At 63.3% G+C, this 13,363-nt stretch carries 13 protein-coding genes; 2 read left to right on the top strand and 11 right to left on the bottom strand.

Going from position 1 to position 13,363, the window contains the following annotated elements; genetic code table 11:
- The first annotated feature begins 42 nt into the window (after positions 1–42).
- Positions 43–450, top strand: a complete 408-nt coding sequence (locus KOM00_RS09805; RefSeq protein ID WP_216498733.1) for a bacteriohemerythrin — start codon at positions 43–45, stop codon at positions 448–450.
- 10 nt (positions 451–460) lie between these two features.
- Here KOM00_RS09805 and KOM00_RS09800 read toward each other — a convergent pair whose 3' ends face one another.
- The 3 genes from KOM00_RS09800 to KOM00_RS09790 all read right to left on the bottom strand — a co-directional run bounded on the left by KOM00_RS09800 (position 461) and on the right by KOM00_RS09790 (position 4,002).
- Complete coding sequence (locus tag KOM00_RS09800) at positions 461–1,660, bottom strand: class I SAM-dependent rRNA methyltransferase (protein WP_216498732.1); 1,200 nt, start codon at positions 1,658–1,660, stop codon at positions 461–463.
- Between the two features lie 227 nt (positions 1,661–1,887).
- Positions 1,888–2,265: a hypothetical protein gene (locus KOM00_RS09795; RefSeq protein ID WP_216498731.1), complete on the bottom strand. Its 378-nt coding sequence runs from the start codon at positions 2,263–2,265 to the stop codon at positions 1,888–1,890.
- A gap of 114 nt (positions 2,266–2,379) precedes the next feature.
- Positions 2,380–4,002: an ABC-F family ATP-binding cassette domain-containing protein gene (locus KOM00_RS09790; protein ID WP_216498730.1), complete on the bottom strand. Its 1,623-nt coding sequence runs from the start codon at positions 4,000–4,002 to the stop codon at positions 2,380–2,382.
- A gap of 349 nt (positions 4,003–4,351) precedes the next feature.
- Between KOM00_RS09790 and KOM00_RS09785 the strand changes: the two genes are divergently transcribed.
- Positions 4,352–4,729: a hypothetical protein gene (locus tag KOM00_RS09785; protein ID WP_216498729.1), complete on the top strand. Its 378-nt coding sequence runs from the start codon at positions 4,352–4,354 to the stop codon at positions 4,727–4,729.
- On the opposite strand, the gene KOM00_RS09780 is transcribed toward KOM00_RS09785, so the two are convergent.
- From KOM00_RS09780 to KOM00_RS09745, 8 genes are all read right to left on the bottom strand, one after another.
- On the bottom strand, positions 4,726–4,956 hold the full coding sequence (locus KOM00_RS09780) for a hypothetical protein (protein WP_236026860.1): 231 nt from the start codon (positions 4,954–4,956) through the stop codon (positions 4,726–4,728). The two genes, KOM00_RS09785 and KOM00_RS09780, sit on opposite strands and share 4 nt — an antisense overlap.
- A gap of 14 nt (positions 4,957–4,970) precedes the next feature.
- The gene (locus KOM00_RS09775) at positions 4,971–5,666 is read right to left on the bottom strand and encodes a YggS family pyridoxal phosphate-dependent enzyme (protein WP_216498727.1); all 696 of its coding nucleotides are present in this window, start codon (positions 5,664–5,666) and stop codon (positions 4,971–4,973) included.
- A gap of 16 nt (positions 5,667–5,682) precedes the next feature.
- On the bottom strand, positions 5,683–6,258 hold the full coding sequence (locus KOM00_RS09770) for a Maf family nucleotide pyrophosphatase (RefSeq protein WP_216498726.1): 576 nt from the start codon (positions 6,256–6,258) through the stop codon (positions 5,683–5,685).
- A 440-nt stretch (positions 6,259–6,698) separates the two neighbouring features.
- Positions 6,699–6,899 (bottom strand): hypothetical protein, encoded by a 201-nt coding sequence (locus KOM00_RS09765; RefSeq protein ID WP_216498725.1) that lies wholly within the window; start codon positions 6,897–6,899, stop codon positions 6,699–6,701.
- A 39-nt stretch (positions 6,900–6,938) separates the two neighbouring features.
- Complete coding sequence (gene trmFO, locus KOM00_RS09760) at positions 6,939–8,249, bottom strand: methylenetetrahydrofolate--tRNA-(uracil(54)-C(5))-methyltransferase (FADH(2)-oxidizing) TrmFO (protein ID WP_216498724.1); 1,311 nt, start codon at positions 8,247–8,249, stop codon at positions 6,939–6,941.
- Between the two features lie 371 nt (positions 8,250–8,620).
- Entirely contained in the window at positions 8,621–10,963 is a 2,343-nt protein-coding gene (gene topA / locus KOM00_RS09755; RefSeq protein WP_216498723.1) for a type I DNA topoisomerase, read from the bottom strand.
- A gap of 25 nt (positions 10,964–10,988) precedes the next feature.
- Positions 10,989–12,068, bottom strand: coding sequence for a DNA-processing protein DprA (dprA, locus tag KOM00_RS09750; RefSeq protein WP_216498722.1), 1,080 nt, complete (start codon positions 12,066–12,068; stop codon positions 10,989–10,991).
- 19 nt (positions 12,069–12,087) lie between these two features.
- Positions 12,088–13,089 (bottom strand): LysM peptidoglycan-binding domain-containing protein, encoded by a 1,002-nt coding sequence (locus tag KOM00_RS09745; protein ID WP_216498721.1) that lies wholly within the window; start codon positions 13,087–13,089, stop codon positions 12,088–12,090.
- Positions 13,090–13,363 lie beyond the last annotated feature (274 nt).

Genomic DNA, 13,363 nt, shown 5'->3' with positions numbered 1-13,363 from the left:
AGACGGATAGAGGTTTCAGCACGCCCCTTAAGGGAGAGGTTCATGGAAATAATAGAGTGGTCGGAAAGTCTGTCGGTGGGGATCGGCAAGGTGGACGAGCAGCACAGGAAGCTGATCCAGTTGATGGAGGAACTGGACCGGGCAATCAGGAACAACGAGTCTGCCGACGTGGTGGAAGATGTCCTAACCAACCTCTTCAACTACGCACAGGCGCACTTCGCGGTGGAGGAAGAGCTGTTCCGCACCCACAAGTACCCGGAGATGGCGCTGCACGAACTGGAACACCAGCGTTTCATCGCCAAGGCCTTCGCCTTCAAGGAGCGGCTCAGTTCGAAGCGCCCGGGGCTCGCCCTGGAACTTTTGAACTTCCTGTCCAGCTGGGTGCTGAACCACATCGAGCTCACCGACAAGCGCTACGCGAAGTACCTGCGCGACTGCGGGGTGAGCTGACCCTCCCCTTTCACCACTTCACGGCGATGACGTACTTCAGGTAGCGTCCTTCGGGGAAGGTCACGGGGTAGGGAAAATCCTCGGGCTGGCCGCTGAAGGAAACCACCTGCAGCTGGTCCCCCCCCTGCAGCGCGCCGCGGCGCAGCTCCTTTAGGTAGTCCGCCAGGTCCACCTTCTGATGGTTTGAGGAGGAGATCAGTAACCCTCCGCCTTTGAGCAGCTTGAGCGCCGCGGCCACCAGGTCCGAGGTGCCGCCGCGCGTGGTGAAGCGGCTCTTGGCGGTGGTGGAGAAGGAGGGGGGATCCATGAGGATCACGTCGTAGACCTTCTTCTGCCGGGCCAGCTCGTCCAGCACGGTGAAACAGTCCCCCACCAGGAACTCGTGCCGCTTCGGGTTCAGCCGGTTCAGCTCGAAGTTCTCCCGGGCCTGCGCCATGTAGCCGGCGGAGGCGTCGACGCTGGTCACCAGGCTCGCCCCGGCCGCGGCGGCGGCAACCGAGAAGGCGCCGGTATAGGAGAAGAGGTTCAGAAAGCGCTTTCCCTTGACCCGCGCCATGAGGTCGCGGCGGTTCTTGCGCATGTCGAGGAAGAGCCCGGTGTTGAGCCCGCGCTCCAGGCTGACCCGGTAGGTGAGCCCGTTCTCGCGGACCAGCAGGGGCTCCGCCGCGGCCGTTCCCGCAAGCAGGCGGCCGTACTTCTTGTCGTCGCTCTCCGATTCCAGCTCCCGGGTGTTCTGGGGGCGTCCCTTCTCGTAGATCCCCGCCGGCGCCAGGAGCTCCTCGAGCGACTGCGTCACCAGTTTCAGATGCCTGCGCCACCCCGAGCAGTAGACCTGCACCATGAGGTAGTCACCGTAACGGTCCACCGTCAGCCCGGGTAGGCCGTCACCCTCGCCGTTCACCAGCCGGTACGCGTCCGAGTCGTCCAGGTCGGCGTGGTTTTTCCGCAGCGCCACCGCCCGCTCCAGACGCGCCTGCACCCAGCCCCGGTCCAGGCGCATCCGCTCCCGCGACAGGACCCGGGCCACGATGCGGTCCTTGGGGTCCAGAAGTGCCGCGGCCAGGAAGCGCCCGGCGCCGTCCACAAGCTCCACCAGGTCCCCCGCCTCACCCGCGGGCCACTTCCTGGTATAGGCATCGGCGATGATCCACGGGTGCCCCAGCTCGATCATCCGCACCGACTCGTTTCCTACCACGCACTGTCTGGACATGTGACTCCTTCTAAAAACTATGCGCTACGCCTCGCCCACCGCTCCAGACGGGGGGAGCGCCCTCGCCGTCCGCAGTTGGGGGGCGAATGATTGTTCGCCCCGACAGATCGTGGTGCGCGCCCCTGCGCCCCGAGGGCACGGGACGGCTGCCATGCCGGATCGACAAAAAACAGGGGCGGCGATCCCCCGCGGGATGCCGCCCCTTTTACTCAGATTGTGGCGCTCTGCTAGTGGGTGACCTGGCCGGCCTGCTCGGCCGCCATCGCCTGGCGCGCCTGCTCCAACGCGTCGAGCTCCTTGAGCTTCTCGCCCAGCCAGTAGTGCAGCTCGCGTGCGGTCTGGTGGTTCACCACGATGCCGTTGATCACCTGGCGCACCAGGCTGCGCCCCAGATCCGACGGCTCGACCTCGGTCTCCGGACCGATCTGCCCCGCCTGGGTGATCTCGTGGCTGATGGCGTTCGGCAGCGGCTGGCGCTCGAGGTAGAAGTTGATGACCAGTTCACCGCGCGGGGAGATCCCGCCGTGCGCACCGTTGACGTAGACGGGGTTGTAATCGTAGGTAAAGATGTATTTGAAGGTCATTTCGTTCTGTTTTTTCGACATTACAATCTCCTTTGTCCGGGTGTCATTGAATTTTGAGCACCGCTCTTATAGCACGGAGCGGCCGCTCAAGGCAAACACTGAATGTAAGGGGCGCTAATCTTTGAACCGCCCGGCTCAGGCATGGGCCGTCTTGGAGAGGTAGTAGTCGTAGTTCCCCTCGTAGAGCCGCATCTCGCCGTGATCGACCTCGATGACCCGGTCCACCAGCTTGCGCAGGAAGTGGCGGTCGTGGCTCACCAGGATAACGGTCCCCTGGAAGCTCTCCAGGGCGTCCAGGAGAATCTCGCGGGAGCGGATGTCCAGGTGGTTGGTCGGCTCGTCCAGCACCAGGAAGTTGACCGGGCGCGCCAGCAAGGTGGCGAGCACCACGCGGCTCTTCTCGCCGCCGGAGAGGTTCTCGATCCGCTTGTCGACGTCGTCCCCCTGGAAAAGGAAGGCTCCCAGCAGGTTGCGGATCACGCCGATGGTGGCCAGCGGGATGACGTCCTGCACCGTCTCGAAGATGGTCTTCTTGGGGTCGAGGACCTCCATGGCGTGCTGGCTGAAATAGCCGAGCTCGACGTTGGCCCCGAGGTTCACGCTCCCCTCGGTGGCATCGGTCTGGCCGGCGACGGTCTTAAGGAAGGTCGATTTGCCGGCGCCGTTCACCCCGACCACGGCGATCTTGCTCATGCGCTTGATGACGCCGGTAACCCCTGAGAAGATCGGATGCACGCTGCCGTCGGGGTTCGCCCAGCTCTTACCAAGGTTGTCCATCACCACCACGTCGTCGCCGCTTCGGGGCGGGGTGGCGAACTCGAACTTGACCACCCGCTCCTCGGGCGGGATCTCGATGCGCTCGATCTTCTCGATCTTCTTCACCCTCGACTGCACCTGAGCCGCGTGCGAGGCACGGGCGGCGAAACGGGCGATGAACTCCTCTTCCTTGGCCAGCATCTCCTGCTGGCGCTTGTAGCTCGCCAGGAGCTGCTCGCGGCGGATCTCGCGCTCCCTCTCGTAGAAGTCGTAGTTGCCGCCGTAGGTGGTGACGGTCTTGTTGGCCACCTCGACGATACGGTTCACCACGCGGTTCATGAAGTCGCGGTCGTGGCTGGTCATGAGGAGCGCGCCCTTGTACTCGCTGGCGATCCACTCCTCAAGCCAGATGATCGACTCCACGTCGAGGTGGTTGGTCGGCTCGTCCAGTAACAGCACGTCGGGCTGCAGGGTGAGTATCCCCGCCAGGGCCACGCGCATGCGCCAGCCGCCGCTGAAGGACTCCACCGGGTTGTGAAAGCGCTCCGGTCCGATGCCGAGACCGGTCAACACCTCCTTGGCACGCGAATCGAGGTCGTAGCCCCCCCTGTGCTCGAACTCCTCCATCGCGGAGCCGTAGCGCTCCAGGAGGGAGGCCATATCGTCGTCGGACATGGGAAGCCCCATCTGCTCCTCCATCTGCTTCAGCTCTGCGGCAAGGCGCACCGTCTCGGCCGAAACCGCCATCACCTCTTCCAGCGCCGAACGCCCCGCCATTTCCCCGATATTCTGCGAGAAGTAGCCGATGGTGGTCTTCTTGGCCAGGGTGATTTCGCCGGCGTCGACCTCTTCCTCGCCGGTGATGATCCTGAAGAGCGAGGTCTTCCCCGCGCCGTTGGGACCGACCAGGCCGGAGCGGCTGCCGGGAAGGATCTGGAAGCTGGCATCGCGGAACAGGACCTGCGAGCCGTGCTGTTTGGTTATGTTGGACAGATGGATCATGCTTTCTCCCTATGCTGAATTCGCAACTTTTCAGCGTTAGCACGAAGCCGCAGCAGTGACAACTTAAATTTTGTCAAGGATCACCCGTTCTTTGGTACTGCGCGCGGGGGAGCAGAGCGCACCCTGGGTCATTTCGCGTAATAACCGAACAGCGACTGTTCAAATACCGTACAGGGAGCAGAGCCCGCTCCCTTGCCGCTCCGCGCCGGAGGGTGCTCGCAGTCGTACAACAACCTGAAATGATACGGCTTTGTTCTTAATGAGAGATAATGTCGCGGGGGAGGTTTTTGGGCGTTGTTTGTGCTACAGGCAGGGAAACGAAACTGATCCAACAGCAGGAGGGGGATTTATGAACATGTTCGGCGCACTGATGATGACCGTCACCATGACCATGACCGCAGTCATGCTGCCTCGCATCTACATGTCCTGGATCGTCGCGGAACGGTACTTCCTCGAGGGGGAGATCGAGCAGCTGATGCAGCTTCTCGTCGAGCAGAACAGCTGGGTGTGGCGCCAGTTCGGCTGCGGAGCGGCGGCGGTCGCCATGATCTGGATGGTGCGCAACTCCCCGCACGACCTCTCTATCCCGACCTCCATGGAGGCGGCGCTCGCCTTTTACGCCACCATCTCCCTGCTGTTCGCCGTACTGGAATCGCTCATCGCTCAGAGGGCTTCCGGCTTCCTGGCGCTGGTCCCGATACGTGCCAAGATAGCCGAGGAGGACTAGCGCCTCTTCAAGGCCTCGACGCCGCGTCGCAGCAGGTTGGCCAGGTAGATGGCCACGAACATGATCAGGGCGACGTTGACGAACCGGGTCCAGATGGGATCGGCAGAGATGCCGCTCCTGCCGAAACTGTCGTAGAGATACCAACCGCTCAGCAACGCCCCCACCACGGCGCCCGCGACTACGAAGGGGCGCCGTAGCTTTGACACCTCCCTTATCTGCTGTGGCACCATGCTCTCCCCCTTCAGTGGTAGTGACGCTCGCCGAACAGGGCGGAGCCGACCCGCACCAGGGTGGCGCCTTCCTCTATGGCGGCCTCGAAATCGCCGGACATCCCCATGCTGAGTTCCCGCATCTCCACTGCCGGGATGCCCGCCCGTCTCACCTCGTCGGCCAGCTCGCGCAGTTTCCGGAAATAAGGACGTGCCCCCTCGGGGTCATCGAAGAAGGGGGGCATGGTCATGAGCCCCTTCACCCTGAGGTGCGGCAGTTGCGCCAGCTCGCGCACCAGGCCGATGAGCTCTTCGCTGCTGGTCCCCCCCTTGGTCTCCTCGCGGGAGATGTTCACCTGGACCAGGATGTCGCACGCCTTGCCCAGGGCGCCCCACTGCCGGTCGATCTCGCGGGCGAGGCTCAGGCGGTCCACCGAGTGGATCAGGTCGACCTTGCCGGCGATCTGGCGCACCTTGTTGCTCTGCAGGCTCCCTATGAAATGCCAGCAAAGCCCCCCGGGAAGCTCGGGCTGTTTCGCCACCAGTTCCTGGACGTAATTCTCGCCGAAGATGGTCTGGCCGCAGGCAAAGGCCTCGGCTACGGCCGCGGCAGGCTTGGTCTTGGAGACGGCGACCAGGCGCACCTCCTCCGGATCGCGGCCGCCCCTGGCAGCCGCCTGCGCGATGCGCTCCCGGATCTCCTTGAGATGTTCGGCAATCTCTCCCATCGCATCCCCCTTCGCTTTACAGCGCTCCCAGCACCCTGAGCTTTTCGACCACCTCGCACAGCGGCAGCCCCACCACGTTGGTGTAGGAACCGTCGATCTTTTGCACCATGTGCGCGGCGCCCCCCTGGATGGCGTACCCCCCCGCCTTGTCGAAGGGACAGCCGGTGGCGATGTAGGCCTCGATCTCCTCGTCGCGCAGCTTTTTGAAAAAGACCTTGGTGCGCACCGCCTCCACCAAGGCGCCGTCGCGCTCGCGGTCGTAGATGGCGAAGCCGGTCACCACCTCGTGGGGCACCCCGGAGAGTTTCTTCAGCATGCGCGTGGCGTCGGCGTGGTCCTTGGGCTTGCCCATGATCTCACCGTCGCAAAGGACGATGGTGTCGGCGCCGAGGAAGAAGCGTCCCTCGGTCTTTTCGGCAGCGGCCCGCGCCTTTCCCTCGGCCAGGCGCAGCACGTGGTCGACCGGTTCCTCGCCGGGGAGCTGGTCCTCGCAGATGTCGGCGGGGAGGACGCGGAAGCTGATCCCCGCCGACTCCAGGAGCTCGCTGCGCCTGGGGGATGCGGAGGCTAGTACGATGGGTGTTGCAGACATGTTTTCTCCTTCATCGCGGAAACTGTAGGGGCGAATAATCATTCGCCCCCCTTGGTCGCGCCAGTGGCTCTCGTGCATCAGCGGTGGTCGGGGCAGCGGCGGCTGGGCGAATGTTTATTCGCCCCTACGAAACCGTCGTTGGCCGGGCTCTGTTCTACCATGCTAATGACGGTGGCGGGGCAGCGGCGTCCGGGCGAATGTTTATTCGCCCCTACAGAACCGTCGTTGGCCGGGCTCTGTTCTACCATGCTAATGACGGTGGCGGGGCAGCGGCGTCCGGGCGAATGTTTATTCGCCCCTACGAAACCGTCGTTGGCCGGGCTCAGTTCTACCATGCTACTGACGGTGGCGGGGCAGCGGCGGCTGGGCGAATGTTTATTCGCCGTTGGCCGGGCTCAGTTCTACCCCGCTACTGACTCGGCCGGGCAAATGGCTGTTTGTTATTCGCCCCTACGACGGCGGCAGAAGCGGAAGATGAGGACGACCGCCAGCACCACGGCGACACCCATGATGGTCTTCCAGTGGGTGCCGGTGGCTAGACCGTAGATGACCAAGGCCACCCCCATCACGAAGACCAGGGCCTCCAGCGAAAGGAGTCGCCCGATGACGCTTATTTCCTGCTGTTCCTTGTTCCCCGTCATGACACCCTCCTCGGCGCGCCTCGGGGAGCGCTGCGGCGGCTACCCGTTCACCTCGGGGAGCCACTTTTCCAGCGCCTCCAGGCCTCTTTGCGCCAAAAGCCCTCGTTTTTCCTTCTTCTTGATCCGCCCGACAAGCGGCGGAAAGAGCCCGTAGTTCACGTTCATCGGCTGGAAGTGCGCCGCCTCGGTGTTGGTGATGTGGCGCGCCAGGGCGCCGATGGCGGTTTCGGCGGGGGGAACGACCAACGCCTCCCCTTTGGCCAGCCGCGCCGCGTTGACGCCTGCCACGAAGCCGCTGGAGGCGGATTCGACGTACCCCTCGACACCGGTGATCTGCCCGGCAAACAGGATCCGGGGATCGCTCTTCAGCTGGCAGGTTGCCAGGAGAAGCTGCGGCGCGTTGATAAAGGTGTTGCGGTGCATGGAGCCAAGCCGCAGGAACTGCGCCTGTTCAAGCCCCGGGATCATCCGGAAGATCCGCTTCTGCTCGGGCCAGGTGAGCTTGGTCTGGAAACCGACCAGGTTGAACATGGTCGCCTCCCGATTTTCCTGGCGCAGCTGGATCACCGCGTAAGGTTCCTCCCCGACGCGGGGATCGGCGAGCCCTACCGGCTTCATCGGGCCGAAGCGCAGCGTCTCCACGCCACGGCTCGCCATCTCCTCGATCGGCATGCACCCCTCGAAGTGCACCACCTTCTCGAAGCTCTTGGGCTCCACCTTCTCGGCGGCCAGGAGTTCCTTGACGAATTCGTGGTACTGCTCCTGGTCCATCGGGCAGTTCAGGTAGTCGTCGCCGTCCCCCTTGCCGTATCGGGAGGCGCGGAAGGCCTTGTCGTAGTCGATGGAGTCCGCGGCGACAATGGGGGCGATGGCGTCGTAGAAGTAGAGGTAGCTGCCGGCCAGGCGGCCGATCTCCTCAGCCAAGGCGCCGCTGGTGAGCGGTCCCGAGGCGACCACCACGATCCCCTCCTGCGGGATGTGGGTCACCTCCTCGTGCACCACCTCGATATTCGGGTGCTCCTCGATCTTGCGGGTGATGTAGGCGGAGAAGAGTTCGCGGTCCACGGCCAGCGCACCGCCGGCGGGGACCTTGGTGGCCTGCGCCCCCTCCATGAACAGCGAGTCCAGGCGGCGCAGTTCCTCCTTCAAGAGCCCAACCGCGTTCTCCAGGGAATCGCCGCGCAGGGAGTTGGAGCAGACCAGTTCGGAGAGCCCCGGGAGGTGATGCGCCTCGGAGTACTGGTTGGGCTTCATCTCGTACAGGCGGACCTTCACGCCGCGCTGCGCCGCCTGCCAGGCCGCCTCGCATCCGGCCAGTCCGCCGCCTATTACCGTGATCTGCTGGGTCATTCAGTCTCCTAAATCTTTAAACAAAAACTTTAACGCAAAGGCGCAAAGTCGCGAAGGCGCATAGATACAAGCCGCAAACCAAAATCTTCTATTTAACGTGAAGCCGTAAAGACGCTAAAACAAGCCGATAAACCAAAAGCGATTAATTTAACGCAAAGACGCAAAGGCACAGAGACGCGAAGAAACCAGCAAAACTCTTAAATGGGAAACCAAACCCGTATTTCCCTTTGCGCCTTTGCGGCTTGGCGCCTTTGCGTTGAAGCTTCTGTTCTTTGTGCCGCCAAAATCAAAGCGGGGTCCGAAGACCCCGCGTACGCCATTCATAGCTGCGCTAAAGGGGACAGGCACCTGCGGAGCCAGTCCCCTCGCACCTACTCCTTGTTGCTCTGGTAGTCGCACCCTTCCTTGGGACACTTCAGGAACTCGCCTTCGCGCTTGTAGACCTTCTTCACCAGAAGCGGGAAACCGCACTTGGGACAGGGCTTCTGCACCGGGAGGTCCCACAGGGCGAACTTGCACTCGGGATAGCGGTTGCAGGAGTAGAAGAGCTTGCCGAAACGGGACTTCTTCTCGATCAGCTCTCCCTTGCCGCAGGAGGTGCAGGTGATGCCGGTTCCCTTGGGCTTCACCAAGGGCTGGATGTTCTTGCAGTTGGGATACGCGGAACAGGCGAGATACTTGCCGAAACGCCCGTCCTTGATCAGCATGTGGCTGCCGCACTTGTCGCACACCTCCTCGGACACCACCGGCTCGACCACCTCGCCGGTCTCCTTGTCCAGCGGACGGATGTAGCGGCACTCGGGATAGCCGGTGCAGGCGTAGAACTTGCCGAACTTGCCGAGCTTCACCACCAGCGGCTTGCCGCATTCGGGGCAGACCTCGTCGGTCGCCTCGGTGGTCAGGTCGGACTTGCTCACCTCCCCTTCCTTCAACTTCAAAAGGTTGATGAAGGGTCCCCAGAACTCGTGCAGCAGCGGACGCCACTGCTTCTCGCCGCGCGACACCATGTCGAGCTGCTCCTCGAGATTGGCGGTGAAGTTGTAGTCGACGTACTGGTTGAAATGGTTGGTCAAGAGGTCCGAGACCACCATGCCGACGTCCTCGGGGAAGAAGCGCTTCTTGTCCAGGCGCGCGTACTTGCGCTCGATGATGGTGTTCATGATCGAGGCGTAGGTGGACGGGCGCCCGATGCCGTACTCCTCCAGAGTCTTCACCAGGGTCGCCTCGGTGTAGCGCGGCGGCGGCTGGGTGAAGTGGCGCTCGGGCAGCAACTGCTGCAGCTTGAGGATGTCCCCCTCGGCCATCGGCGGGAGCGTCCCTTCCTTCTCCTTGTCCTCCGCCTCGTCGTCGACCCCCTCGATGTAGAGCTTCATGAACCCGGCGAAGCGGATCACGGTGCCGGCGACGCGGAAGCGGAAACCTGCCCCGGCGGTGATCTCGACGGAGGTCTGGTCCAAAAGCGCCTCGGCCATCTGGCAGGCGACGGTCCTCTTCCAGATCAGATCGTAGAGCTTGAACTGGTCCGAGGTGAGGAACTTCTTCACCTCGATGGGGGTCTTGGAGATGTAGGTCGGGCGGACCGCCTCGTGGGCCTCCTGGGCGTTCTTGGACTTGTTCTTGAAGAAGCGGGGCTTCTCCAGTGCGTATTCCTTGCCGTAGAGCGAGGTGATCAGCTGGCGGGCGTCCTCGAGGGCCACGTTGGAGAGCGCCACTGAGTCGGTACGCATGTAGGTGATGAGACCGACCGCGCCCTCGCCGACGTCGATGCCCTCGTACAGCTTCTGGGCGGTGGACATGGTCTTCTTGGCGGAGAAGCCGAGCTTCCTGGCCGCTTCCTGCTGCAGGGTGGAGGTGGTGAACGGCGGGGACGGGGAGCGCTTTCTCTCGCTCTTGGTGACCTTGTCGACCCGGTACTCGGGGTTCGCCGGCGTCCGCACCACGAGCGGCGTCGCGCCATCGTCCCCTTCCTGCTTGGGGAATTCGCCCTTGCCGCCCAGTTTCTCGTAGAGCCCGAAGGCGACCTCGCGGTCGGGGATGTCGAACTTGCCGAGCTTCTTGCCGTGGGCCTCTACCAGCGTCGCGGTGAGCCCCTGCTTCTTCGCGGTCTCGAGCTTCGCCCCGATGGTCCAGTACTCCTGCTCCTTGAACGCCTGGATCTCCTTCTCGCGCTCGCAGATGAGCCTCAGCGCGACCGACTGCACGCGCCCGGCGGAGAGGCCGTAGCGGATCTTCTTCCACAGAAACGGCGAGAGGGTGAAGCCGACCAGGTAGTCCAGGATCGAGCGCGCCTGCTGCGCGTCGACCAGGGGCTCGGAGATCCCGCGCGGGTGCTGCACCGCGTGCACGATGGCGTCCTTGGTGATCTCGTGGAACACCACCCGCTGGATGTCGAAGGGAACCTTCTTCTTGCCGTCGAGACCGAGCGCAGCCAGCAGGTGCCAGGAGATGGCCTCCCCCTCGCGGTCGGGGTCCGTCGCCAAGAGCAGCGAGGAGATCCCCTTCATCTCCTTCTTGATGGCGTCTATGTGTTTCTTGCTCTCGGGGAGCACCGCGTACTTGGGCTCGAAATCGTGCTCCACGTCCACGGACCCCTGCTTGCTGGGAAGAGCGCGCACGTGGCCGAACGACGCAAGCACCTTGTAATCGGGGCCGAGAAATTTTTCAATGGTCTTCGCCTTGGCGGGAGACTCGACTATGACGAGATTCTGAGACATGTGTCCACCTGGGTACGGTATTGGTTCAGACGACCGCAAAGCGCTTGCCGGGAAGCTGGGTGATGATCCCTTTCATTTCCAAGCGAAGTAAGGTAGCGGAAACCTCGCCGGCTGTCAACGCGCTCTGTACGATGATTTCGTCGATCTGCAGCACGCCCTGGCAGAGCAGGGCGTAAAGCTCTGCCTCTTGCGGGGTGAGCGGGAAGGAGGGGGGCTTTTGCAGGGGGTGCGTCGCCTGCGGCTCTATGGCAAGCTCCTCGAGGATGTCCTCCACCCGCTCCACTAGTTTGGCCCCCTGCTTGATGAGGCCGTTGACGCCGCGGCTGCCGGACGTGGTCACGTTGCCCGGGACGGCGAAGACCTCTCGTCCCTGCTCCAGCGCGTATTGCGCCGTGATCAGCGAACCGCTCCCCTCCCCCGCCTCGACGACCAGCACGCCCCTGGCAAGGGCGCTTATGATGCGGTTGCGCCGGGGGAAGTTCTCGGGGAGTGGGGAGGTCCCCATGGGGAACTCGCTGACCAGCGCCCCCCCGTCGCACAGGGCGCGGTACAGGGCGTCGTTCTCCGGCGGGTAGATCACGTCGACGCCGCAGCCAAGGACCGCGATGCTGCGCCCTCCAGCCTTCAGGCACCCCCAGTGGCTGGCCGTGTCGATGCCGCGAGCCATCCCGGACACAACCGTCACCCCCTGTTCCGCAAGCTCCCTGGCGAGGCGGGTCGCGGTGCACAACCCATACTGGGAGGCGTGCCGGGAGCCGACCATGGCGACGGCGGTCTCGCTCCCCTGGAGCGACCCCATGAGGTAGAAGAAGGGGGGAGGGTCCGCTATCTGCATCAACAGGCGCGGGTAGCGCTCGGAGAGGACGTCCACCACCTGGACGCCTGCCGCCTGCACCTTCTCGCACTCGGCCGCGGCCTCGTCGCGGCAGTCGTGCTCCGCAATCGATCGGGCGGCCGCAGCGCTCACCCCCTTCACGGAGCAGAGCTCATCGAGGGAGGCCTTGAGGGCCTTCTCGGGGGAACCGAAGTGCGCCAGAAGCCGCAGGAAGGTGACGTTGCCCACCTGCGGCACCGATTTCAGCGCGAACCAGTAGTAGTGATCCATGGGGTTACCCCCTTTGGCGTCACCTGCTCTTTTTCATCTCCACGCGGTCGCCGCGGTACACGGTGTCCACGCTCTTCACGATGACGGCGGTGGAGCTGTTCATGCCGGTGGAGACCACCACCAGGGCGCCGACCACCTCAACCGGGAGCTTCTCGATCTTGGCGTTGGCGTAGCGCTGGTCGGGCACCACGTCGCGCACGATGTAGAGCATGTTGCCCGGCTGCACCCCCTGGGCCTTGCCCAGGTCGAGGAAGACCACGTCGTTCACCGCGAGGGCGGTGTTGCCGGTCTGGGTCTGCACGATGTAGCCGGTCAGGTCGCGGTCCGCGGACTTAAGCGTGATGGTCAGCTTGCGCTCCTGGTAGGGGAGCAGGAAGGAGCCGGCGCTGATTTCCTGGAAGGACTTGGTGACGATGGCCCTGGAGGCCTTATCCTCGAGCTCGGAGAGCTGCAGCTCCCCAAGCGGTATCACCTGCTGCCCGAGGATGACGTTGGTGACCGGATGGCTCACCGGGCCGATCTTCTTGAAGACCTGGTAACGGTCGCCGGGGTTCGCGCCGTGGACGCGCCCGATGTCGGTGTAGACGATGTCGTCGGTCCCGGCCATCTCTCTGTTCTGGTGCAGGGAGATCACGGTCCCGGAGGGCTGCATGCCGTTCTCCATCAGGAACCCTTCGCTGCCGTTCACGGCGAAGGTCGCCGGCTGCGGTTCCTCGCGCAGTTCCTGGGGAGGGGTCACCTGCTTGGGCAAGGCAGAAACCGGCAGCTGTTCGATCTCGATGCGATCCGAATAGATGCGGACCTTCTGGCCCGGGTAGATGAAATGGGGGTTGCCGACGGCCTGGTTGTTGGCCCAGACGTTGGGCCAGTAGTAGGGGTCCTTCAGGAAGCGCTGCGACAATCCCCAGAGGGTGTCGCCGGGAACGATGGTGTAGATGGTGGGTTGCTCCTGCGCCGCCGCAAACGGTACGGTAGCGGCCAGGCCCAGTAAGAGCAGTGCCAGACAGAGGTGTTTTTTCATAGGCTCCTTTAGGGGCACGCTCGCCCCACCCTCCTCCTCGCCCTAACCCGGCGGCGAGGCGTGCAAAATGATACAGCGCTCATGACATCAGTAACCGGAACGACGACCAACCATTCATTAGTTTCCGGGACCCGTTTCGAGGGGTAGAGCGGAAAAAGGGTGCCGAATAAATTCGTAAAACCGAAGACTTAGACGACCGCTCTTTCGGGCCGACAACCCTTGGTACCGGAAAAAATTTAACATAATTAAAGCCTTTTGCCTATCAATGTCAAGG

This window comes from Geomonas diazotrophica (assembly GCF_018919385.1).
GTDB lineage: Bacteria > Desulfobacterota > Desulfuromonadia > Geobacterales > Geobacteraceae > Geomonas > Geomonas diazotrophica.
This window is presented reverse-complemented; position numbering and strand designations above follow the sequence as displayed.